Source organism: Erythrobacter donghaensis (assembly GCF_002155425.1).
GTDB classification, from domain to species: Bacteria; Pseudomonadota; Alphaproteobacteria; order Sphingomonadales; family Sphingomonadaceae; genus Erythrobacter; species Erythrobacter donghaensis.
This window is the reverse complement of sequence record NZ_MUYG01000007.1, coordinates 1-19,539: the sequence shown is the minus strand read 5'-3', so window position 1 is coordinate 19,539 and position 19,539 is coordinate 1. Positions and strand designations below refer to the sequence as shown.

24 protein-coding genes are annotated in these 19,539 nt (G+C 67.0%); 13 read left to right on the top strand and 11 right to left on the bottom strand.

Features of this window, described 5'->3' with window-relative positions; genetic code table 11:
* Positions 1 to 41: 41 nt before the first annotated feature.
* From BZF59_RS03030 to BZF59_RS02990, 9 genes are all read left to right on the top strand, one after another.
* Positions 42 to 746, top strand: coding sequence for a DsbA family protein (locus tag BZF59_RS03030; protein ID WP_086606784.1), 705 nt, complete (start codon positions 42 to 44; stop codon positions 744 to 746).
* Positions 746 to 1,738, top strand: coding sequence for a M48 family metalloprotease (locus BZF59_RS03025; protein ID WP_245805996.1), 993 nt, complete (start codon positions 746 to 748; stop codon positions 1,736 to 1,738). The genes BZF59_RS03030 and BZF59_RS03025 overlap by 1 nt, the downstream gene beginning before the upstream one ends.
* Before the next feature lie 86 nt (positions 1,739 to 1,824).
* Complete coding sequence (locus BZF59_RS03020; RefSeq protein WP_086606783.1) at positions 1,825 to 3,048, top strand: sensor histidine kinase; 1,224 nt, start codon at positions 1,825 to 1,827, stop codon at positions 3,046 to 3,048.
* Entirely contained in the window at positions 3,045 to 3,851 is an 807-nt protein-coding gene (locus BZF59_RS03015) for a LytR/AlgR family response regulator transcription factor (protein WP_086606782.1), read from the top strand. The genes BZF59_RS03020 and BZF59_RS03015 overlap by 4 nt, the downstream gene beginning before the upstream one ends.
* Positions 3,852 to 4,043: 192 nt before the next feature.
* A complete protein-coding gene (gene nadC, locus BZF59_RS03010; protein WP_086606781.1) occupies positions 4,044 to 4,916 on the top strand; it encodes a carboxylating nicotinate-nucleotide diphosphorylase in 873 nt (290 codons plus the stop codon).
* Positions 4,913 to 5,359 carry a hypothetical protein gene (locus BZF59_RS03005; RefSeq protein WP_086606780.1) on the top strand — a complete coding sequence of 149 codons (447 nt, stop codon included), beginning with the start codon at positions 4,913 to 4,915 and terminating at the stop codon, positions 5,357 to 5,359. The genes nadC and BZF59_RS03005 overlap by 4 nt, the downstream gene beginning before the upstream one ends.
* A 131-nt stretch (positions 5,360 to 5,490) precedes the next feature.
* Complete coding sequence (locus BZF59_RS03000) at positions 5,491 to 5,925, top strand: hypothetical protein (protein ID WP_086606779.1); 435 nt, start codon at positions 5,491 to 5,493, stop codon at positions 5,923 to 5,925.
* Complete coding sequence (locus BZF59_RS02995) at positions 5,925 to 6,635, top strand: ribonuclease T2 family protein (protein ID WP_086606778.1); 711 nt, start codon at positions 5,925 to 5,927, stop codon at positions 6,633 to 6,635. Before BZF59_RS03000 ends, BZF59_RS02995 begins: the two co-directional genes overlap by 1 nt.
* Before the next feature lie 32 nt (positions 6,636 to 6,667).
* Entirely contained in the window at positions 6,668 to 7,081 is a 414-nt protein-coding gene (locus BZF59_RS02990) for an SPFH domain-containing protein (RefSeq protein ID WP_086606777.1), read from the top strand.
* Between the two features lie 6 nt (positions 7,082 to 7,087).
* Here the strand turns inward: BZF59_RS02990 and BZF59_RS02985 are convergent, their stop codons facing one another.
* The 6 genes from BZF59_RS02985 to BZF59_RS02960 all read right to left on the bottom strand — a co-directional run bounded on the left by BZF59_RS02985 (position 7,088) and on the right by BZF59_RS02960 (position 11,533).
* On the bottom strand, positions 7,088 to 8,092 hold the full coding sequence (locus tag BZF59_RS02985; protein WP_086606776.1) for a sugar kinase: 1,005 nt from the start codon (positions 8,090 to 8,092) through the stop codon (positions 7,088 to 7,090).
* A gap of 9 nt (positions 8,093 to 8,101) precedes the next feature.
* Positions 8,102 to 8,857 carry a 2-dehydro-3-deoxy-D-gluconate 5-dehydrogenase KduD gene (kduD, locus tag BZF59_RS02980; protein WP_086606775.1) on the bottom strand — a complete coding sequence of 252 codons (756 nt, stop codon included), beginning with the start codon at positions 8,855 to 8,857 and terminating at the stop codon, positions 8,102 to 8,104.
* A 24-nt stretch (positions 8,858 to 8,881) separates the two neighbouring features.
* A complete protein-coding gene (locus BZF59_RS02975; RefSeq protein WP_086606774.1) occupies positions 8,882 to 9,514 on the bottom strand; it encodes an RpiB/LacA/LacB family sugar-phosphate isomerase in 633 nt (210 codons plus the stop codon).
* 90 nt (positions 9,515 to 9,604) lie between these two features.
* Positions 9,605 to 10,624, bottom strand: a complete 1,020-nt coding sequence (locus BZF59_RS02970) for a LacI family DNA-binding transcriptional regulator (protein WP_086606773.1) — start codon at positions 10,622 to 10,624, stop codon at positions 9,605 to 9,607.
* 186 nt (positions 10,625 to 10,810) lie between these two features.
* Positions 10,811 to 11,266, bottom strand: coding sequence for a tRNA adenosine(34) deaminase TadA (tadA, locus tag BZF59_RS02965; RefSeq protein WP_245805995.1), 456 nt, complete (start codon positions 11,264 to 11,266; stop codon positions 10,811 to 10,813).
* A gap of 24 nt (positions 11,267 to 11,290) precedes the next feature.
* Positions 11,291 to 11,533: a hypothetical protein gene (locus BZF59_RS02960; protein ID WP_086606772.1), complete on the bottom strand. Its 243-nt coding sequence runs from the start codon at positions 11,531 to 11,533 to the stop codon at positions 11,291 to 11,293.
* A 237-nt stretch (positions 11,534 to 11,770) separates the two neighbouring features.
* Here BZF59_RS02960 and rpmB point away from each other — a divergent pair, with 237 nt between their 5' ends.
* The gene (gene rpmB, locus BZF59_RS02955) at positions 11,771 to 12,058 is read left to right on the top strand and encodes a 50S ribosomal protein L28 (RefSeq protein ID WP_086606771.1); all 288 of its coding nucleotides are present in this window, start codon (positions 11,771 to 11,773) and stop codon (positions 12,056 to 12,058) included.
* Positions 12,059 to 12,143: 85 nt separating this feature from the next.
* Here the strand turns inward: rpmB and BZF59_RS02950 are convergent, their stop codons facing one another.
* The 4 genes from BZF59_RS02950 to xseA are packed head-to-tail and all read right to left on the bottom strand — an operon-like array spanning position 12,144 to position 15,673.
* Positions 12,144 to 13,055 (bottom strand): esterase-like activity of phytase family protein, encoded by a 912-nt coding sequence (locus BZF59_RS02950; RefSeq protein ID WP_086606770.1) that lies wholly within the window; start codon positions 13,053 to 13,055, stop codon positions 12,144 to 12,146.
* Positions 13,056 to 13,092: 37 nt separating this feature from the next.
* Positions 13,093 to 13,974 carry a M23 family metallopeptidase gene (locus BZF59_RS02945; protein ID WP_245805994.1) on the bottom strand — a complete coding sequence of 294 codons (882 nt, stop codon included), beginning with the start codon at positions 13,972 to 13,974 and terminating at the stop codon, positions 13,093 to 13,095.
* Positions 13,967 to 14,170, bottom strand: a complete 204-nt coding sequence (locus tag BZF59_RS02940; protein WP_086606768.1) for a DUF2093 domain-containing protein — start codon at positions 14,168 to 14,170, stop codon at positions 13,967 to 13,969. Before BZF59_RS02940 ends, BZF59_RS02945 begins: the two co-directional genes overlap by 8 nt.
* A gap of 24 nt (positions 14,171 to 14,194) precedes the next feature.
* Positions 14,195 to 15,673, bottom strand: a complete 1,479-nt coding sequence (xseA, locus tag BZF59_RS02935) for an exodeoxyribonuclease VII large subunit (protein WP_086606767.1) — start codon at positions 15,671 to 15,673, stop codon at positions 14,195 to 14,197.
* Between xseA and purD the strand changes: the two genes are divergently transcribed.
* Positions 15,672 to 16,964, top strand: a complete 1,293-nt coding sequence (gene purD, locus BZF59_RS02930) for a phosphoribosylamine--glycine ligase (RefSeq protein WP_086606766.1) — start codon at positions 15,672 to 15,674, stop codon at positions 16,962 to 16,964. The genes xseA and purD overlap by 2 nt on opposite strands.
* Here the strand turns inward: purD and BZF59_RS02925 are convergent.
* Entirely contained in the window at positions 16,961 to 17,335 is a 375-nt protein-coding gene (locus BZF59_RS02925; protein ID WP_086606765.1) for a hypothetical protein, read from the bottom strand. The genes purD and BZF59_RS02925 overlap by 4 nt on opposite strands.
* A 346-nt stretch (positions 17,336 to 17,681) precedes the next feature.
* On the opposite strand from BZF59_RS02925, the gene BZF59_RS02920 reads away from it, so the two are divergent.
* Complete coding sequence (locus BZF59_RS02920; RefSeq protein WP_281251633.1) at positions 17,682 to 17,948, top strand: GIY-YIG nuclease family protein; 267 nt, start codon at positions 17,682 to 17,684, stop codon at positions 17,946 to 17,948.
* Between the two features lie 139 nt (positions 17,949 to 18,087).
* A complete protein-coding gene (locus tag BZF59_RS02915) occupies positions 18,088 to 19,464 on the top strand; it encodes an IS1182 family transposase (RefSeq protein WP_086606213.1) in 1,377 nt (458 codons plus the stop codon).
* Positions 19,465 to 19,539 lie beyond the last annotated feature (75 nt).

The following is a 19,539-nucleotide window of genomic DNA, read 5'->3' as shown; positions in this document are numbered from 1 at the left end:
GACGGGCGCGCGCGCTCTGCCATCACTCACGGAACATCCGCATGCCATCCGATAAAACCACGACCCTCGGCACCACGCTGCTGACCGCGCTCCTCGCGCTGGTGTTCGGCTTTCTTGGCGCGGCAGTGTGGTCCTATTCAGGGCTGGCAGACAACCGCACCCGCGCCTTCCTGCTCGCCAATCCCGACATGCTCCCGCAGATGGCCGAGGCCTACGAAGCGCAGGAATCGGCCAAGCGACTGGCACAGATGGGCAGCGCGGTGTTCGATCCCTTCCCCGGCGCGGTGCTCGGCAATCCGAACGGTAGCAAGGTGCTTGTGGAGTTCACCGACTATAATTGCCCCTATTGCGAGGCGAGCCTGAAGGACGTGGACCGGCTGATCGCCGAAGATCCCGAGCTGAAGGTGGTGATCCGCGAATGGCCGATCTTCGAAGGCAGTGACGTGTCCTCGCGCATGGCGCTGGCGGCGGCGATGCAGGGCAAGTACCGCGCGTTTCACGACGCGATGTTCGCCAGCGGCGACGTGACGGCAGCGGCCAAGGCAGCCGGGCTCGACATGACGCAGGCCGAAAAGGATGCCGCGTCTCAGGCGGTCACCACCGAAATCGCCCGCAACCTCGATTTTGCCCGCGCGCTGGGCTTCAACGGCACCCCGGCTTGGGTCGCGGGCAAGACGCCGTTCGGCGGGGCGGTCGGCTACGACAAGCTCAAGGCCGCGCTGGCCAAGGCGTCAGAGGCGGGCTGATGCACCGGCTGGCGCTGGCCGCATTGCTGGCGCTCATGGGCGCGCCCGCTGCGGCGCAGACGATCGACTATGCCGCCGAGCGCGCGGCGATCGGGCGCTATCAGGATGCTGACCAGCGCTTGCAGGATGTGGGCTGGCAGCTCGCCGCCGCCAATGCGCCCTACTGCCCGCGCGTGGTGCCCAGCATCGGGCTGCAATTGCAGGACATGGCGAGCTATGGCGCGCCCGCCATCGCCCGCGCGGCGCTGGGGCTGAAGCGCGATTTCGCGGTGCAGACCGCCGCGCGCGGTTCGCCCGCCGCGCGCGCCGGGGTGTTCACCCGCAACCGCGAGGTGGTGCGGCTCGAACGCTTTGATCCCAATGCTTGGCCCGCCGGCAGCGCGATGGACTGGCAGCGGCTGGTCAAGGCGCATGACCATGTCGAGGCGATGCTGACCGAACATGGCGGCATCACCATCGGTTTTGCGGGCGGGGCCGAGGCGCGGGTGCAGCCGGTGCCGGTCTGCGCCACCCGGTTCGAACTGATGGGCGAGGGCCGCAAGGCTGTCGCCGACGGGTCGCGGGTGGTGATCGGCATGGGCTTTCCGGCCTTCGACTATCCCGAGGAAGAGGTCTTCGCCGCGCTGGTCGCGCATGAGCTGGCGCACAACGTGCTGGGCCACGACGCCTGGCTCGACCGCAACGGGCGCAGCGCGCGCAATGTCCGCCGGATCGAGCGCGAGGCCGACCGGCTGGTGCCCTGGCTGCTCGCCAATGCGGGCTATGATCCGGCGGCGGCGGTGACCTTCATGACCCGCTGGGGATCGGCGCATGATGCCGGGCTCAAGCTGCGCCGCACTCACGAAGGCTGGGACGAGCGCGCCGAGGCGATGGCCGCCGAATTGCCGGCGGTCAAAGCGTGGCTGACCGCCGAGGGGCAGGCCGACTGGGCCAAGCAGTTCCGCCGGGAAATCAATCCTGCCGAAGGCGCCGCCCGCGCCGCAAGCCGGTGATCGCTGCGCCGAGCCGTGTCACCCCAGAGGCGGCGCGCGCGATTTGCGGTGCTCTCTGCGATGAAATGAGCTAGACCGCTCGGCCTATGGCAGTGCTCCAGATCCAGGCGGCGCCGTTCTTTGCGAGCAAGAACCGGGCGTTCTGGAACCTCCAGCTGGCGGGCTGGGGTGCGGCATTCCTGCTGCGCGCGGTCTCGGCGCTGGCGAACAAGCAGGAACTGGCCGTGCTGGCGCTGATCCTCGTGACCACCATCACCGGCTTTTCGATCAGCCTGATCCTCTCGGTGATCTACCGCCAGCTGATCCGACAGCAGCCGCTGGTGACCTGGGGGCTGACGGCGGTGGTGCTGATCGTGGCGGTGCTGCTGCACGCCTCGATCGATGCCTGGGTGCAAGGGGTCTACACCGGGGGAGGCCGCGACACCTTCGTGCAGCGCCTGATCGGCCTGCTCTATCTGCCGATGACGCTGCTGGGCGGGTGGAGCGCGCTCTATTACGCGATCAACTTCTTCCTCACCGTGGAAGAACAGGCCGACCGGCTGGAGCGACTGGAAGCGCAGGCCACCGCCGCGCAGCTGGCGATGCTGCGTTATCAGCTCAACCCGCATTTCCTGTTCAACACGCTCAATTCCATCAGCACGCTGGTCCTGCTCAAGCAGACCGAGCCCGCCAATGCGATGCTCACGCGCCTCTCGGGCTTCCTGCGACACACCCTGATCGCCGAGCCCGGCAGCCAGGTCAGTCTCGCGCAGGAGATCGAGACCCTGCAGCTCTATCTCGATATCGAACGGATGCGGTTCGAGGAGCGCCTGCGCACCCATTTCGAGATCGACGATGCAGCAATGGACGCGCAGCTTCCCGCTATGCTGCTGCAACCGCTGGTCGAAAACGCGATCAAATATGCCGTCAGCCCTCAGGAAGAAGGCGCGCGCATCGCGCTCACCGCGCGGGTGATCGGGGACCGCCTGCGGTTGACGGTCGAGGATACCGGGCCCGGCGTGGAGGACATGCAGCGCTTCCTCGCGCGCGATCCCGACGAATTGCGCAAGCCACCCGTGCCGGGCCGTCCGGTCTCGACCGGCGTGGGGCTTGCCAATATCCGCAACCGCCTGGCGCAGGCCTATGGCGAGAATCACCTGTTCGAAACCCGTTCGGAAGCTGGGGGCGGCTTCACCGTGCTGATCGAAATCCCCTTCACCCGGGGCGATGCAGCCGAACCCGTCCCACCGGCTTCCCCTGCCGGTGTGATCGGGGGCGACAACATCATCCCCCTCAATCCCCCCCCCAAAGCAATCGGAACCCCCGCATGACCATCAGAACCATCCTTGTCGACGACGAGAAGCTCGCCATTCAGGGCCTGCAACTGCGGCTGCAAGCCTTCGACGATGTCGAGATCATCGATACCTGCGCCAACGGGCGCGAGGCGATCCGCAAGATCAAGACCGAGAAGCCCGATCTGGTGTTCCTCGATATTCAGATGCCCGGTTTCGACGGTTTTTCCGTGGTGAAGGGCGTGATGGAGATCGAGCCGCCGCTGTTCGTCTTCGTCACCGCCTATGAAGAACACGCGATCCGCGCCTTCGAGGCCAATGCCGTCAACTACCTGATGAAGCCGGTCGACGAACAGAAGCTCGCCGACACGATCGAGCGCGTGCGCCAGCGCCTTGCCGAGAAGAAGTCGGCCGAGGATGCCGGGCAGCTGCTCGACGTGCTGGCCGAAATCGCCCCCGAACGCGCGGCGGATTTCGTCGAGACCACGGCACCCACCGCAGACAGCGCCGACCGGTTCGAAAAGCTCATCAACGTCAAGGACCGCGGCCAGATCTTCCGCGTCGAGGTCGACACGATCGAGCATATCGAAGCCGCGGGCGATTACATGATCATCTCCACCGGCGACAATTCGCTGGTGCTGCGCGAGACGATGAAGGACTTGGAGCGCCGCTTGGACCCGCGCAAGTTCCAGCGCGTCCACCGGAGCACCATCGTCAACCTCGATCTGGTGCGGCAGGTGAAGCCGCATACCAACGGCGAATGCTTCCTGGTGCTGGATTCGGGCGCCGAGGTGAAGGTGAGCCGCAGCTACAGGGACGTGGTGGCGCGCTTCGTGCATTGATGTGTGCGGGGGCGCCTCCGCGCCCCCGTCCTCGCTAGACGCGCGGCAAAGCCGCGCCCGCTGCGGGCGGGCGGTCGCCCTTGCGGAGCCTTTGGCTCCGATGCGTCCATCACCGTTCGTGTCGAGCGTAGTCGAGACACCGTGTGCCAAGGCCTCTCGACTTCGCTCGAGGCGAACGGCTAGAGTGCCAGCATGACCCTCACCCTCCCCGGCTTCGACCTCGCCGCCTTCATCCGCTCAACGCTGGCCGAAGACCTTGGCGAGGGCCTCCCCGGTGGCGGGCGCGATGTCACTTCGGAGAGTGTGATCCCCGCCGATGCGCGCTTCACCGGCGTCATGGACAGCCGCGATGCGATCGTCGTCGCGGGGCTTCCGCTGGCCGAGGCGTTCTTCCGCGCGCTCGACCCCGACTGCACCATCGAAGCCCTCGCGGCCGATGGCGACAAGGTGCCTGCGGGCACCGACCTGATGCGGATCGAGGGCAAGGCCCGCGCGCTGCTCACAGCCGAGCGTAGCGCGCTGAACATCGTGCAGCACCTCTCGGGTATTGCGACAATGACGCAGGCCTATGTCACCGCGATGCGCGGGCCTGATGGCAACCCGGCCTGCACCCTGCTAGATACCCGTAAGACCATCCCGGGCCTTCGCTTCCTCGAAAAATACGCCACCCGCATGGGCGGGGCGCAGAATCACCGCATGGGGCTGTGGGACGCGGCGATGATCAAGGACAACCATGTCGCGGTCGCCGGGAGCGTCGGCGAGGCGGTCGCCCGCGCGCGCGATGCCGGGGTGACGCGGATCATCTGCGAGGTCGATCGGCTCGACCAGATCGAACCGGCACTGGCGGCAGGCGCGCATCACCTGCTGCTCGACAACATGAACCCCGCGACCCTTGCCGAGGCGGTCGCGCTGGTAGCAGGCCGGGTGCCGACCGAGGCGAGCGGGGGCGTGAACCTCGACACCATTGCGGCCAAGGCGTCGAGCGGGGTCGATTACATCTCGGTCGGCCGCCTCACCCAGAGCGCGCCCGCGGCGGACATCGGGCTGGATTTCAAGCCGGTATGATCGCGCTTTCGCGTACGCGGCCGCTCAGCATCAACATTTTCGCCTCGGCGTTTCTGGCGTCTGCGGTGATCGCGTTTCTGGACGGTCTGGGAGATATCCCGGAGCTCCAGCAGATGTTGCGTGCCAATGCGCCCGGGTTCGATTGGTCGCGTGATGCGGTGATCGTGACACTGAGCGCGCGCCTTTCGATCGCGCTGATCCCGGTGGCGATGGTCTGGCTTTCCGCTGTGCGTTTCGCTCGCTGGATGGTTGCCTTTCTGGGGCTTGGCAAGCTGCTCAACGTCCCCGAGGGTGTCCGCCTGATCGCGGCTGGCGGAGCGATCGACACCGCGTGGCTGGCGTCGCTGGCGTTGAGTCTGCTTGCCGTGGGGATATTGTTCACGCCGGCCAGCAATCGCTGGTTCGAGGTCAGGAAAAGGGATGATCCTGCGGTCTTCGAATAGCCTCATCGCCGCGCAGGCTGCGCACTGCTTCGCCCGTCAGCCGGAGGGTGAGGATGTTCCGGCGATTTTCGAATAGACTCGGCTTTCCGGCGTGTTAGCTTGTCGCTGCGCGCGTTCGGAAGGGGATCACCATGCGGCCTGCCTCGATTGTCAGATTTGACCAGATTTTTCTCGGCTCGCTTGCGCTGGGCGTCGTGAACACCGCTTTGTCCTACAACATCACTATGGCTCAGATCGAAGCCGACCCGGCGATGGCTGAACTCGGCGTGACGGGCGCGGGTTTCCTGATCAGTTCCATCGTGATCGGTTTCGGATTCTCTTTGCTGCTGTGGTTTTTTGTCTCTCGCCGCGCCAGCACGGTCGCGAAGTGGATTCTGGTCGTGCTGACCCTGATCGGCCTGCTCAGCGTCCCGCTGGCGCTGATCGATCTGCCATTCGTGCAGGCGGCGATCACGGTCGTCACCGCCGTGATGCAGTTGGCCGCATTGTGGTGCCTGTTCCGGCCCGATGCGAATGCCTGGTTCGAACACGGGCCAATCGGCATGGACCCCTCGACATTCGACTGATGCGATCGGGCCGGGCTCATCTGGCGGGTGCCGCGCTGCTTCTGGCCGCGCCTGGCGCGCTGCACGCGCAGGCCTATCAGTGCCGCGCGCCGCAGGTGTCGCGCGTGCCGGCCGTCTCCCCCGATGCGCCGCGCCGCACCCTGCCGGTCACCGGCTACACCATGGCGCTCAGTTGGAGCCCCGAGTTCTGCAAGCCCCGCGCCGAGGATCGCTCTCACGCCTTCCAGTGCGGCGGGCGCAGCGGCCGCTTCGGGCTCGTCGTCCACGGGCTGTGGCCCGAGAGCGGGCGAAGCTGGCCGCAGTGGTGCGAGGCGAAGGCGGCGCTCACCCCCGCCGAGGTGCGCGGCGCGATGTGCCTGCTCCCCTCCGAGCGGCTGGTCGCTCGCCAATGGGCCAAGCACGGTAGCTGCATGGTGCAGCGGCCCGCGCAATATCTGAATGTGATCCGCATCCTCTATGGCGGCCTGCGCCTGCCCGATTACGACCGCATCAGCCGCGAAGATGGCCTGACAGCAGGCCGAATCCGCGCCGCGCTTGTCGATGCCAACCCCGGTTGGCGCGAGGATGCGATCGGCGTGAAGCTCAATGAACGTGGCTGGCTGGAGGAAATCCGCCTGTGCTATTCCAAGAGCTTCCGCCCGGCGGCCTGCGCGCCGTCGCGCCGGGGCGCCAAGGATGCCGCCCCGGCACGGATCTGGCGGGGCCTGTAATTCGTTTACCTCAGTAAGGAGTCGCAAAGCTCATGAATGCCGCAAATTCCGTCTGGTCGCTGGTGCTGGGTATCGCTTTTCTGCTGCTCGTGGTGGTCGGCGGAGGGCTGGGCTCCTGCGCTGCCTATAACTCCGTGCGGGTCTGGAACGCCGAGACCGCGGGCGAGGCCGAACTCGCGCAGGCGCGCCAGAACCGCCAGATCGCCACGCTGGAAGCCGAGGCCAAGCTGGAGAGCGCCAAGCTCCTCGCCCAGGCCGAGGTCGAGCGCGCCAAGGGTGTCGCCGAGGCCAACCGCATCGTCGCTGACGGGCTGGGCGGGCCCGAGGGCTATCTGCGCTATCTCTATATCGAGAACCTCAGCCAGTCGCAGGGCAAGATCATCTATGTGCCGACCGAGGCGGGGCTGCCGATCCTCGAAGCCGGGCGCCGCGGCGACGGAGAATAGGCGCGTTCAGCGGCGAACGTCGCCTGCGCCCGCGCTGAAGCTGTCGAGCATTGCGCGGGTGACCGGGCACATGTCGCCTGCGATGCTGTGCTTCAAGGCGGCGAGCGCCAGCCCGCGCTGCGCCATCACCTCGAGCCCCGCGCTAGCCAGCCAGCCGTCGAGCACGCCAGCGGCGAAAGCGTCGCCGGTGCCGATGCGGTCGACGATGCCGGTGACGTCGATGTCCTCGGTCTGATGGTTCCCCCCGCGACTGTCGACCCGTGCGGCGATGCGGTGGTGGTCGCTGGTGACGATATGCCGCGCGGTCGAGGCGATCAGTTCGAGGTTTGGGAAGGCCTCGAACGCCGCCTCCGCCGCCTCGCGCCGCCGCTCCGGGCCTTCGCCCGAGAAGTCGCGGCCCAGCAGCAGCGAGATGTCGCGGTGGTTGCCGATCAGGATCGTCGCGTCCGCCACCAGATCGCGCAGGATCACGGCCGGATCGCTGTCCCATGCGGCCCAGAGCTGCGCGCGGTAATTGCCGTCGAAGCAGATTGGAATGCCCGCCGCCTTGGCCGCATCCTGCGCCGCCCGTGCGAGCGCGACGCCTTGCGGGCCGAGCGCGGGGGTGATCCCGCCGCAATGAAGCAGCCGTGCGCCCGCCAGCGCGCCCGCGAAGTCGATCGCCTCGGGCGTGGCGGTCGCAAAGGCGCTTCCGGCGCGGTCGTAAGTGATCGCCGAGGCGCGCGCGCCCGCTCCGGCTTCGAGGAAATAGAGCCCCATGCGCCCCCGCGCACGGGCGATGTGCTGCACGCCTACCCCCGCCCCGCGCAGCGCGGCAAGCGCCCGCTCGCCCAGGGGATTATCCGGCAACACCCCGGCAAAGCGCACCGCGTGCCCGAGGCTCGCCAAGGCCGAAGCGACGTTCGCCTCTGCCCCGCCGACGACCATGTCGAGGTTCTGCGCCTGCACCAGCAGCTGCCGACCCGGCGGCGAGAGGCGCAGCAGGACTTCGCCGAAACAGGTGACGGTCATCGGAGGAGATTACCGCGCCAGCCAGCCGCCGTCGACCGCGAGGATGTGGCCGGTGACATAGTCCGACGCGCCGCTGGCGAGGAACACCGCTGCTCCGGCGATGTCCTCGGGGCTACCCCAGCGCCCGGTCGGGATACGTTCGAGGATCTGGCGGTTGCGCGTTGCGTCAGCCTGCAAGGCGGCGGTGTTGTTGGTGGCGATATAGCCCGGCGCGATGGCGTTGACCTGCACGCCTTTGGGCGCGAGTTCGTTCGCCATCGCCTTGGTCAGCCCGGCGACACCGGACTTCGCGGCAGCATAGCTCGGCACGCGGATCCCGCCCTGAAAGCTCAGCAGCGAGGCGATGTTGATGATCTTGCCCGCGCCTTGCGCCATCATCACCTTGGCCGCCGCCTGACTGAGGAAGAACAGCGTTTTCAGGTTGGTGTCGACCACCGCGTCCCAGTCTTCTTCGGTGAAGTCTGCAAGGTCGTTGCGGCGGATGATCCCGGCATTGTTGACGAGGATATCGAGCCCGCCCAGCGCTGCTACCGCCTCCTCCACCAGCCCCGCCACCGGCGCGATCGAGGACAGGTCGGCGCGCAGATCCACCGCCTTGCGCCCCGCCTGTGCGATCAGCGCCAGCGTTTCATCGGGCGCGCTGCGTCCGGCGAGCGCCACGTCGGCCCCGGCCTCGGCCAGCGCGACCGCAATCGCCTGCCCGATCCCGGTATTGGCCCCGGTCACCAGTGCGCGCTTGCCGGTGAGGTCGAAGGATATCGCCATGTGTCTCTCCCCCTCGTCCGCGGCTTACAGCGCCTTCAGGTAGGCGGCGATGCCGTCATCCTGGCAGTTGGGATAGAAATATTCCGCGAACCGCTCGCCTGCGATCGCCGCGCGCAGCAGGTCCTGATCGACGTTCTTGAGCACGCTCAGCATGTCGTGGCAGCTTGCAGCCTTGAGATCGGCCAGCTTGCCGCGGTTGACCGCCATGATCGCGGCGCGCTCCTTGGGATAGCCCGCGCCCGGCTCGCCTTCGAACAGCTTGGCGTAGCAATCCTGCAGGTTCAGTTCCGCCGCCCAGCCAAAGCCCTTGGCATAGGGCATCGAGATCGCGTTGCCCGCGTTGATCTGGCTGAACAGGAAGGCGTCGGTCGGGTCGATCACCAGCCCGCAGAACACGCCCGGCATGGCGTTGCAGGCGAGCATCGAGCCCATGCCGGTGCCGCAGCCGGTGACCACGAAATCGGCGGCCTTGGAGTTGAGCAGAATGCCCGTCAGCAGCCCATTCATCACATAGGTGAGCGAGGCGGCGTCCTCCGCCGAATACATGCCGTAATTGAACACCTGATGCCCCAGCGGCTCGGCCACGGCGGTCAGCGCCTCATGGATGATCGGGTTCTTGGCGGCCTGGCTGTTTTCGGTGATGAGCGCGATCTTCATGTCTGTGTCCTGCTTGCGGAAACCGGTGTCATGAAGGGGTGTAGCGCCAAAGTGGGGCGGCTTTCAACCTGCTTTTCGGCCGCTGTCGTTTCAACCCTTGGGCGGGGCGACCGACTGGCGCTTCACCAGCCGGGCGAGGAAGCGCGATTCCTGCGCCTCGGGGGTGCCGGGCGCAATCAGCTTCAAGGCGGCGGCGCGGCCCATTTCGCGCACCGGCCAGCCGACCGTGGTCATCGGCGGCCAGATATGCGCGGCGATCGGCGAATCGTCGAAACCGATAATCGAAAGATCGTCCGGCACCCGCAAATCTCGCTGGCGCGCGGCGTGGAACGCGCCCGAGGCCATCTCGTCATTGCTGGCGAAGATCGCGGTGGGCCGCTCGGCGGCGTCGAGCAGAGTGCCCGCCGCAGTCAGCCCGGACTCGAAGCGGTAGGTGCCCTGCGCCCGCGCCGCTGCGGGCACCGGCAGGCCATGCGCCGCCATCGCCGCCAGAAACCCCTCGCGCCGCTCCAGCGCCGAACGAAAGCCGGTCGGCCCCTCGATCAGCGCGATCCGGTGGTGGCCGAGTTCGACCAGATGATCGACCGCCTGCGTCACCATCTCGCGGTCGTTCGAGGCGACCATGTGATCGCCGTCGTCCAGCATCGCCGAGCCCATGCGGACATAGCCGCAGCCCATCTCCCGGCACAGCTGCGCGAGCGCATCATTCTCCGAGATCGGCGGGAGAATCAGCACGCCGTAGAGCCGCTGCTGTTCGAGAAAGCGGCGGATGTCGTCCATCATCGTCGGTGAGTGGCGATCGACCGGGCGCACCGCCAGCGCGAATTCGGTGTCGCGGATTGCGCCCATGACGCCTTCCTGAAAGTTCAGCACGGTCTGGGCATTGGGGTTGTCGTGGATCAGCCCGAGCAGGAAATTGCGCCGCAGCGCCAGCGCGCGCGCCTGCGGATTGGGGACATAGCCCAGCTCCGCAATCACCGCTTCGACCCGGCTGCGGGTCTCGTCGCTGAGCAGCGCGGAGCGGTTGATGACGCGGCTGACAGTCTTCTTCGACACCCCGGCGAGGCGGGCGACATCGTTGATCGTCGGGGTCTTTGCGGAACTGGGCATGGGTTGTTCTGTTGGCCTTCCCCTGTGCTGCGGAGTCCGGAAAGGATGAAAACCGCAAAAGCATCATGCGCGGCGGGCCCGCGAGGGTGCGGGGTCGCGCGCGTCGCTTTTGACACCGGTGCCCCGCTTCGCCAAGCCCCATCGCAAGGGGCGCGCGCGGGCACGGGAATGAGAGAGCAATCGGCCTCAGCGCCGCTCGCGGAAGAAGGCGCGCAGCAGTTCTGCCGCCTCATCCTCGCCGATGCCGGAGTAGATTTCGGGGCGATGGAGCGTCTGCGGCTGGTCGAACACCTGCGCGCCGTGCTCGACTGCGCCGCCCTTGGGATCGCTGGCCGCGTAATAGAGCCGGGCAATCCGGGCATGGGCAATGGCGCCCGCACACATCGCGCAGGGCTCCAGCGTCACCCACAGCTCGCAGCCTGTCAGGCGTTCATCGCCCAGCGCCTGCGCGGCGCGGCGAATCGCGAGGATTTCGGCATGGGCGGTGGGGTCGTGATCGGTGCGCGGCGCATTGTGCGCCTCGGCGATGATGGCGCCATCCTTCACGACCACTGCGCCGATCGGAACTTCGCCGACATCAGCTGCGGTGCGGGCAAGCGCAAGGGCGCGCCCCATGAAGCTGCGGAATCCCGCCTCGCTCATGCGGCGCGCCCCTGAAAGGCAGGCTTATTCGTCGCCGGTCGCCGGCGTGCCTTCAGCATCGGGCATGGTGACATCGACATCGGGAACCGTAACGGTCGTCTCCTTGGTGCCGACATCGACATCGGCGGTTTCGACATCATACTCGGGAAGTTCGCCGCCTTCGACATTCACTTCGGGCATGTCGCCTTCCTTGGTCTGGTCCACATCGCACGCGGCGAGGCCCAGCGCAAAGGTTGCGGCGAGAGTGCTGGCGATGATACGCTTCATGTTCGTTCTCCTGTTTGCACGCAAGCAGGGTCCAACCCCCTCACGATCTGGGGGGAGAGGCGACCGGCGGCATGAGAAGTTCCCTCCGCCATCCGGCAAGCCGCCAGGCCGTGGCTTTTGCAGGGCGAACCGATCGGGGGCGCGCTATCGGCGCAAGCGGGTTGACGATTCGGCCCTCGCCCGTTATGCGCGCCGCTTTCCCGGATTAGACCCGAACTTTACGAGAAGAGACACACCATGTCGCGCATCTGCGAACTGACCGGCAAGGGCCGCCAGGTTGGCCACAATGTGAGCCACGCCAACAACAAGACCAAGCGCGTGTTCCTGCCCAACCTGCAGAACGTCACGCTGATGAGCGAAAAGCTCGACCGCAGCTTCAAGTTTCGCGTGTCGACCCACGGGTTGCGCTCGGTGGAGCACAATGGCGGGCTCGACAACTGGCTGCTCAAGACCAGCGACGAGAAGCTTTCGACCAATGCGCTGAAGGTGAAGCGTGAACTGGTGAAGGCTCAGGCTGCGGCCTAATTCCGCAGGGCCCCGCGGGGCCTTGGCGAACCGATCGGGCGTCCGGCATTCCGGGCGCCTTTTCGTTTGTGTGGCGCGCGCCCGTTCAGGCGGCGGGATCGAAGATCAGCTTCACCAGCAGCGTGCGCTGCATCACCGACAGGTTGTCGTCCGATATCAGCCACACGTCGATTCGCCCGTCCGCGCGCGGGCGCAGGGTGAGGCCTTCGTAATTCTCGCGCGGGATCGCGGGATCGAGCTGCAGCACCTTCTCGGGCGCGAACACGCCGCCGGCTTGCGGAGGCGGGCCGATCGCGATCAGGCTGGTGAAGGCCGGCCAGGCCCACACCACATCGCGCATCAGCACCAGCAACCGGCCATCGGGCAACTGCGCCATGTCTGTGGCGGCAAAGCCGGGGGCGGGGTTGCGAAAGGCGAAGCGCTGCATCGGCGCGCCCTCGACCGGGTCATAGGCGAAGATCACGCCCTCGCGCCCGCCTTCGGGCAGGATCACGAAGCGACCGTCGGCGAGCCGTGTCATCGCCTCCGCCCCGCCATTGTCGCCCCAATCGACCTCGCCGGTGAGGTCGCGCTTGCCGTCGATGATGCCTTCGCGGGTGAAGCGGTGGATCGTGTGGCGGTTCTCATAGCCCAACCAGTAGCGCCCGGTTGCGGGATCGCGGGTGGCGGATTCGATGTCCCACAGGTGGTTCGCATCCTCGCGCGCGACCAGCTGGCGGTCGATCCGCTCTTGCGGGTCGTCCTCATCGGGCGCGATCAGTGTCATGCGAAAAGCGCGGTCGGTGAAGGCGCGCAGCCGGTCGCCGGACAGCGCCAGCAGCGCCGAATAGCCGCCGAACATCAGGCTTTCGGCATCATATTCCCACACCCCGGCAATGTCCCAGCCGGGTGTTCCCGTGAGGCCGGGGCCTTGCAACCGGGTGACGGCGACATCGCGCGGCGCGGTGTTCGGCAACGGCGTGCGCACCCATGTCCCCGGCGCGCAGAGCAGCGCCACGGCCAGCGCCGCAAGGAGCCTGCGAGGTCTTGCCACCTCAGTTCATCGGCCCGGTGAACAGCAGCGGATCGAGCCGCGCATCGCCCCATTTGAGGCTCCAGTGCAGATGCGGCCCGGTCGCGCGGCCGGTCGCGCCGACATTGCCGATATGCTGGCCCTGCGTCACCGGCTCGCCTTCGCGCACCACGATCCGCGAGGCGTGGAGGAAGGCGCTGTTGAGCCCGCTGCCGTGGTCGATGATGATGAGCCCGCCTTCGAGACTAAAGCCGGTGCGCGCGAGCACCACCACCCCGTCGGCCGGAGCGACGAAGGGCACGCCGTTGCCCGGCGCGATGTCGATTCCAGAATGGTAGGCGGCTGGCTCGCCATTGTAGATCCGCTGACGCCCGAAGCGACCGGAAATGCGCCCCCTCACCGGCCAGATGAAATCCTGCCGCCAACCCTTCGCCCCGGTGCGCTGTGCGCGGGCGGCGTTGATGGCATTGTATTCGGGCTCGCGGATTTTCCAGTAGGCCTCGTCCGAGCCGCCGCCGCTGCGCTTGGACGTGGCGACCCGCTCGATCTGCCATTGGCGCGGGGCGATGGGGAGCGCTTCGCCATGCAGCTGCCCGCTGGCAAGCTGCGCTTTGATCGGCACTGCGGCAGGCGCATCGCGGTCAAAGGCGGCAAAGAAGCTGCCGTCCTCGGCCAGGTCGACCGGCGTGTCGCCCACCGTCACCGCCACCGCCCCATCGGGCGCGAGGCCGCGGATGAAGCCGCCCTGCGTCAATGCGCCGGACCATGAGAAGCGCGTGTTCTGCCCTTGGAAGGCGCCGTCTTCGGGGGGCGATGCAGGACTGGCCGCAGCCCACCCCAGCACAGCGGCGGCCACCAGTGCCGCAATCGCGCGCAGGCCCGATATTCCGCCCGCCCTAGTCAAGGCCGAGCAGGCGGCGCGTGGCAATCTCGCACGAGGCATAGGCCTCCTGCCGCTCGGCGCTCCAGTAGCGCAATTCGGCGAGCGGGATCGGCGCGCCCGTCACAGCGCAGAGCACGTGGCTCCCCGGGCGCAGGATGCGGAAGCTTGAAGGGCCGTAATAGAGCTTGGCGGTCTTGTCGGCGGAGGACATCAGCATGGGGCGGGTGATAGCACCGTGTGGCTAACCGAACAAATCATCTTGTGCCGCCGGGCGCGGCGCAGGGCGTTTGCGCGCCGGGGCGGGAGGCGGAGTTGGGGGCGGGGGCGGTGCGCCATCGGCGGGAACCGCGGCGAGCGTGCCGTCGCGGAATTGCACCAGCAGCCGTGCTTCGCTGGCGGCTTCGGCGCGGGTGGTCAGCGCCTGTCCCGCAGCCCCGCGCACAATGGCATAGCCGCGTTCGAGCGGCTTTTCCGGGTGCAGCTGGCTCATCACGCGGGTCAGCGCGGCGAGCCGGTCGGCGCCTTGCCGCAGGGGCCGCTCGACCAGCGCCGGGGTCAGCCGCGCGCGCTCGAGCCGCCGCTGCGCCTCGGCGGCAGAGCGCGACAGCAGGCTGGGGGAGAGGCGCGCCGCCACCCCCGCCAGCCGCTCGCGCCCTTTGGCGGAACGGTCGCCCAGCGCACGGCGCAGGCGCTCGGCGAGGTCGTCCAGCCGCTGTGCCTGCGGTTGCAGCAGGTTTTCCGGGCGCGGCAGCAGCCGGGCGCGCGCTTCGAGCCGCTCGCGCCCCAGCTCGAGCGGGCGATAGACCGCGCGGCGCTGGCGGGCGGCAAGATCGGTGAGGGTGAAGGCAAGATCGGCGCGCACCGGCACCGCCATCTCGGCAGCGGCGGTGGGCGTGGGCGCGCGACGGTCTGCAGCGTAATCGGCGAGCGTGGTGTCGGTCTCGTGCCCTACCGCGCTGATGATCGGGATCGAGCATTCCGCGATGGCGCGCACCACCGCTTCCTCGTTGAAGCTCCACAGGTCCTCGATCGACCCGCCCCCGCGCGCGACGATGACGAGGTCGGGGCGGGGGATGGGGCCGTCAGCGGCGAGGCCCGAGAACCCCCGCACCGCCGCCGCGATCTGCTCCGCCGCGCCATTGCCCTGCACCAGCACAGGCCAGACGATGACGTGCGTCGGGAAGCGATCCGCCAGCCGGTGGAGAATGTCGCGGATCACCGCCCCGGTGGGCGAAGTCACCACGCCGATCACCTGCGGCAGGAACGGCAAGGCGCGCTTGCGCTCCGCCGCGAAGAGGCCCTCCGCCGCCAACCGTGCGCGGGTCTTCTCCAGCAGCGCCAGCAGCGCGCCCTCGCCCGCCAGTTCGAGGCTGTCGATCACGATCTGGTATTTGGAGCGCCCCGGATAGGTGGTGAGCTTGCCGGTGGCGATCACCTCGAGGCCATCCTCGGCGCGGAAATTGAGGCGTGCGGCGTTGCCCTTCCACATCACCCCGTCGATCACCGCGCCTTCGTCCTTCAAGGCGCAGTAGAAATGCCCCGATGCGGCGCGCTTCACGCCCGAAAGCTCGCCGCGCAGGCGCACATAGCCAAAGCGGTCCTCGACCGTGCGCTTCAGCAACGCGGAAATCTCGCTGATGGTCAGCGGCTGGGCGTTGTCGCCCTGCCTTTCGCGCGCTACCAGCCCGGCATCATCATCACTCGTCGGCGGAGGGGCCATGAATATCCTGCTTTTGGGTTCGGGAGGCCGCGAACATGCGCTGGCATGGTCGCTGGCGCAATCCCCGAGCCTGACTAAGCTCTACGCCGCCCCCGGAAATCCCGGCATCGCGGAAGAGGCAGAGTGTGTCGCGCTCGACGTGACCGATCACGGCGCGGTGATTGCGTTCTGCGCTGACAAGGCAATCGGCCTCGTCGTCGTCGGCCCCGAGGCACCGCTGGTGGATGGGTTGTCGGATTCGCTGCGGGCGGCGGGCGTGCCGGTGTTCGGTCCTTCGCAGGCCGCCGCGCAGCTCGAAGGCTCCAAGGGCTTTACGAAGGACCTCTGCGCCCGCGCCGGCATCCCGACCGCAGGCTACGTGCGCACGTCGTCGCTGGAAGAGGCCCGCGCCGCACTCGCCCGCTTTGCCGCGCCCTACGTGCTCAAGGCCGATGGCCTCGCGGCGGGCAAGGGCGTGGTGATCGCTGAAACTCTCGCGGACGCCGAAGAAACGCTCGCCGACATGTTCGGCGGGGCCTTTGGCGGCGCGGGCGCGCAGGTGGTGATCGAGGAGTTCATGGCTGGCGAGGAAGCGAGCTTCTTCGCGCTCACCGACGGCACCGCGATTGTCCCCTTTGGCAGCGCGCAGGACCACAAGCGCGTCGGCGACGGCGACACCGGCCCCAACACCGGCGGCATGGGCGCATACTCCCCCGCTCCGGTGCTGACGGCAGAATTGCAGGCCCGCGTCATGGCCGAGATCATCGAGCCCACGGTGCGGACGATGCGCGAAGAGGGCAATCCCTATCAGGGCGTGCTCTTCGCCGGGCTGATGCTGACGGCGGACGGCCCCAAGCTGATCGAATACAACGCCCGCTTCGGCGACCCGGAGTGCCAGGTGCTGATGATGCGCCTTCAGAGCGATCTGGTCGCGCTGATGCTCGCCTGTGCCAAGGGAGAACTGGCGGGCACCGAAGTGTCACTGCGTGACGCAACCGCGCTCACCGTGGTGATGGCCGCGAAGGGCTATCCCGGCACCCCCGAAAAGGGCGGTGCGATTGCTTTGGACAATGTCGAGTCGGAGGGCGCCAAGGTCTTCCACGCCGGGACGGCGCTGAAAGACGGCATGCTGGTGGCGAACGGCGGCCGCGTGCTCGCCGTCACGGCGACGGGCGCGAATGTCACCGAGGCGCAGGCCAAGGCCTACGCCGCGGTCGACGCGATCGACTTCGCATCCGGCTTCTGCCGCCGCGACATCGGCTGGCGGGAGGTGGCGCGGGAGCGTGGAGGCGCGACTGACACGTCGGCCTAGATACCGAGCTCTTCAGTAAAGTCTTCCCATTCGGCATTGATCGCGGCGACGAGCGCCTTGTTGGGAACGAAGAAATAGAGATCGGGCGCGTCGATATCGTCCATGAAGACGCCGTATCGCAGGCTTACCTCCCTGCCGTTGAAAATGGCGGTTTGGGCCATTCTCCGCTCTTCATTGACTTCGGTCCCGCTTGTAAACGGGACAAGCGCGTCCACATCAAACCCGATCCCGCGCCGGTCGCGCAACCGTTCAAGGAAAGGGCGCACGTTCTCCAGATCGAAATTCATCGACGCTTCGAAGATCTCGGAAGGTGCGACGGGAGCAGCGCCATCAGGCGCGTCCCTTCCGAACAGTCGGCGCAGGAAGCTCATCGCGAATTCTCCTCGAGATCGGCTTAGTGAAAAAATGTCGGGGGGCAAAGTCTGACCGCTCAACGCGCGGGGCGATCAGGCTACCGCCTCACGCAGGCGCGCGCTTATGCCGCGCTTGACGCGATCGACTTCCCCTCGGGCTTTCGCCGCCGCGACATTGGCTGGCGCGAAGCGGCGCGGGAGGCGTGAACGAAACGGCTGCTTTGCCGCGCTGTCGGAAAAAAGCCGCCGTTCGGCTTTCGACCACGTTGCGGACGTTGGCGAGCACGAACGATCGTCATCCCAGCGAAAGCTGGGATCGCTCTCGCTCTCATGCTAGCTCACGGCAACAGGCGGCTGGGTCTACATCATGACCAGCAAGCGCGGCGGCGTACTGTATATCGGCGTCACTGCCGACCTGCCCGCACGGATCATGCAACACAAGCACGGCAAGGGTTCCACCTTCTGTCGTCGTTACGGCCTTGACCGGCTCGTCTATGCGGAGCCTCACGCCGAGATCGCCGACGCCATCGCCAGAGAAAAAGCGATGAAGGCATGGAAGCGTCCGTGGAAGATCGAGCAGATTGAAACGGGCAACCCTGAATGGGATGACCTTTTCGAGCAGATCCACTGACCGACAGCGATCCCAGCTTTCGCTGAGATGACGAAGAGACAAAGCGTCGCCTAACCACCCGATTGTGTTGAAAAACTCCTCCTTGCAATCGGGCTAAAGTATTGATTCTATGTCTTGGCAGACAAGCGGAGACGGTCGGATGATGGGTGAGCGGACGGTGGCGCAGGAGGCCCTGTTCTACAGCTTCAACCTGGAGCGGCATGTTCCGCAGGATCATTTGCTGCGCTCGATCGATCGGTTCGTCGACCTGTCGGGCATTCGCGAACATCTGCGTCCCTTCTACAGCTCGACCGGACGACCGTCAGTTGATCCCGAGTTGATGATCCGGATGCTGATCATCGGCTACTGCATGGGCATCCGGTCCGAGCGGCGGCTGTGCGAGGAGGTGCATGTCAACCTCGCCTATCGCTGGTTCTGCCGCCTGGGGCTGGAAGGCGATGTGCCCGACCACTCGACCTTCTCGAAGAACCGTCACGGTCGCTTCCGCGACAGTGATCTGCTGCGCCAGCTGTTCGAGACGACCGTGGCGCGCTGCATCGCCGAAGGACTGGTCGGCGGTGAAGGGTTCGCGGTCGATGGCAGCCTCGTGCGCGCCGATGTGAACCGCCAGCATGCCGTCGATCAGGCCGATGGCTTGCCGGACCCGGCCACCAGCCATGCCGTTCGCGAGTATCTGGCTGTGCTCGACGATGCGGCCTTCGGGGGCGCAACCCCGGTGCCGCCCAAGCAGTTGGCGGTGGCCGATCCGGCCGCACGCTGGACAGCGGCAAGCCGCGAGCGTGCCTTCTTCGCCTATGCCACCAACTACCTCATTGATCTCCAGAACGCAGTGATCGTCGATGTCGAGGCGACCACCGCCATCCGTCAGGCCGAGGTGACCGCCCAGCGCCGCATGATCGACCGGACGCAGGAGCGCTTCGGCCTCTGGCCCGAGCGGCTCGTGGGCGACACCGGATATGGCGATGCAAGGAACCTGTCCTGGCTGGTCGAGGAGCGCGGCATCGAGCCGCACATCCCTGTGTTCGACAAGTCTGCCCGCCGCGATGATACCTTCGAGCGTTCGGCCTTCACCTTCGACCATGAGGATGACAGCTATATCTGCCCTGCTGGCAAGCGGCTGCGCCAGAGGCAGAAGGTCTATCGCGAGGAACGTCCGTTCGTCGATGAGAACGGCATGTTGCGTTACCGCGCCAGCAAGCTCGACTGCAGTGCCTGCGCTCTCAAGCCGCGCTGTTGCCCGACCCAACCAGCGCGCAAGATCCTGCGTTCAGTCCACGAGGGCGCCCGTGATCTGGCCCGCGATATCGCCACGACCGACGCCTATCTGGTCTCGCGCCGCCAGCGCAAGAAGGTCGAGATGCTGTTCGCGCACCTCAAGCGCATCCTCAGGATGGATCGCCTGCGCCTGCGAGGTCCAAACGGCGCAAGAGACGAGTTCCTCCTCGCAGCCACCGCCCAAAACCTCCGGAAAATGGCCAAGCTGATCCCCATGCCAGCCACCACAGCCCCCGCATAAGCGGGGGCGAAGCCTCAGAGCGCCGCTCAGGCTCGCGCCAGCGCCGATCTCAGCGCCGGGTTTTTCAACACAATC

What these genes read in the sequence shown, in the direction of transcription:
- BZF59_RS03030 (WP_086606784.1), top strand. Translation starts at nt 42, where the DNA reads ATGCCATCCGATAAAACCACGACCCTCGGCACCACGCTGCTGACCGCG.
- BZF59_RS03025 (WP_245805996.1), top strand. Translation starts at nt 746, where the DNA reads ATGCACCGGCTGGCGCTGGCCGCATTGCTGGCGCTCATGGGCGCGCCC.
- BZF59_RS03020 (WP_086606783.1), top strand. Translation starts at nt 1,825, where the DNA reads ATGGCAGTGCTCCAGATCCAGGCGGCGCCGTTCTTTGCGAGCAAGAAC.
- BZF59_RS03015 (WP_086606782.1), top strand. Translation starts at nt 3,045, where the DNA reads ATGACCATCAGAACCATCCTTGTCGACGACGAGAAGCTCGCCATTCAG.
- nadC (WP_086606781.1), top strand. Translation starts at nt 4,044, where the DNA reads ATGACCCTCACCCTCCCCGGCTTCGACCTCGCCGCCTTCATCCGCTCA.
- BZF59_RS03005 (WP_086606780.1), top strand. Translation starts at nt 4,913, where the DNA reads ATGATCGCGCTTTCGCGTACGCGGCCGCTCAGCATCAACATTTTCGCC.
- BZF59_RS03000 (WP_086606779.1), top strand. Translation starts at nt 5,491, where the DNA reads ATGCGGCCTGCCTCGATTGTCAGATTTGACCAGATTTTTCTCGGCTCG.
- BZF59_RS02995 (WP_086606778.1), top strand. Translation starts at nt 5,925, where the DNA reads ATGCGATCGGGCCGGGCTCATCTGGCGGGTGCCGCGCTGCTTCTGGCC.
- BZF59_RS02990 (WP_086606777.1), top strand. Translation starts at nt 6,668, where the DNA reads ATGAATGCCGCAAATTCCGTCTGGTCGCTGGTGCTGGGTATCGCTTTT.
- BZF59_RS02985 (WP_086606776.1), bottom strand. Translation starts at nt 8,092, where the DNA reads ATGACCGTCACCTGTTTCGGCGAAGTCCTGCTGCGCCTCTCGCCGCCG.
- kduD (WP_086606775.1), bottom strand. Translation starts at nt 8,857, where the DNA reads ATGGCGATATCCTTCGACCTCACCGGCAAGCGCGCACTGGTGACCGGG.
- BZF59_RS02975 (WP_086606774.1), bottom strand. Translation starts at nt 9,514, where the DNA reads ATGAAGATCGCGCTCATCACCGAAAACAGCCAGGCCGCCAAGAACCCG.
- BZF59_RS02970 (WP_086606773.1), bottom strand. Translation starts at nt 10,624, where the DNA reads ATGCCCAGTTCCGCAAAGACCCCGACGATCAACGATGTCGCCCGCCTC.
- tadA (WP_245805995.1), bottom strand. Translation starts at nt 11,266, where the DNA reads ATGAGCGAGGCGGGATTCCGCAGCTTCATGGGGCGCGCCCTTGCGCTT.
- BZF59_RS02960 (WP_086606772.1), bottom strand. Translation starts at nt 11,533, where the DNA reads ATGAAGCGTATCATCGCCAGCACTCTCGCCGCAACCTTTGCGCTGGGC.
- rpmB (WP_086606771.1), top strand. Translation starts at nt 11,771, where the DNA reads ATGTCGCGCATCTGCGAACTGACCGGCAAGGGCCGCCAGGTTGGCCAC.
- BZF59_RS02940 (WP_086606768.1), bottom strand. Translation starts at nt 14,170, where the DNA reads ATGCTGATGTCCTCCGCCGACAAGACCGCCAAGCTCTATTACGGCCCT.
- purD (WP_086606766.1), top strand. Translation starts at nt 15,672, where the DNA reads ATGAATATCCTGCTTTTGGGTTCGGGAGGCCGCGAACATGCGCTGGCA.
- xseA (WP_086606767.1), bottom strand. Translation starts at nt 15,673, where the DNA reads ATGGCCCCTCCGCCGACGAGTGATGATGATGCCGGGCTGGTAGCGCGC.
- BZF59_RS02925 (WP_086606765.1), bottom strand. Translation starts at nt 17,335, where the DNA reads ATGAGCTTCCTGCGCCGACTGTTCGGAAGGGACGCGCCTGATGGCGCT.
- BZF59_RS02915 (WP_086606213.1), top strand. Translation starts at nt 18,088, where the DNA reads ATGATGGGTGAGCGGACGGTGGCGCAGGAGGCCCTGTTCTACAGCTTC.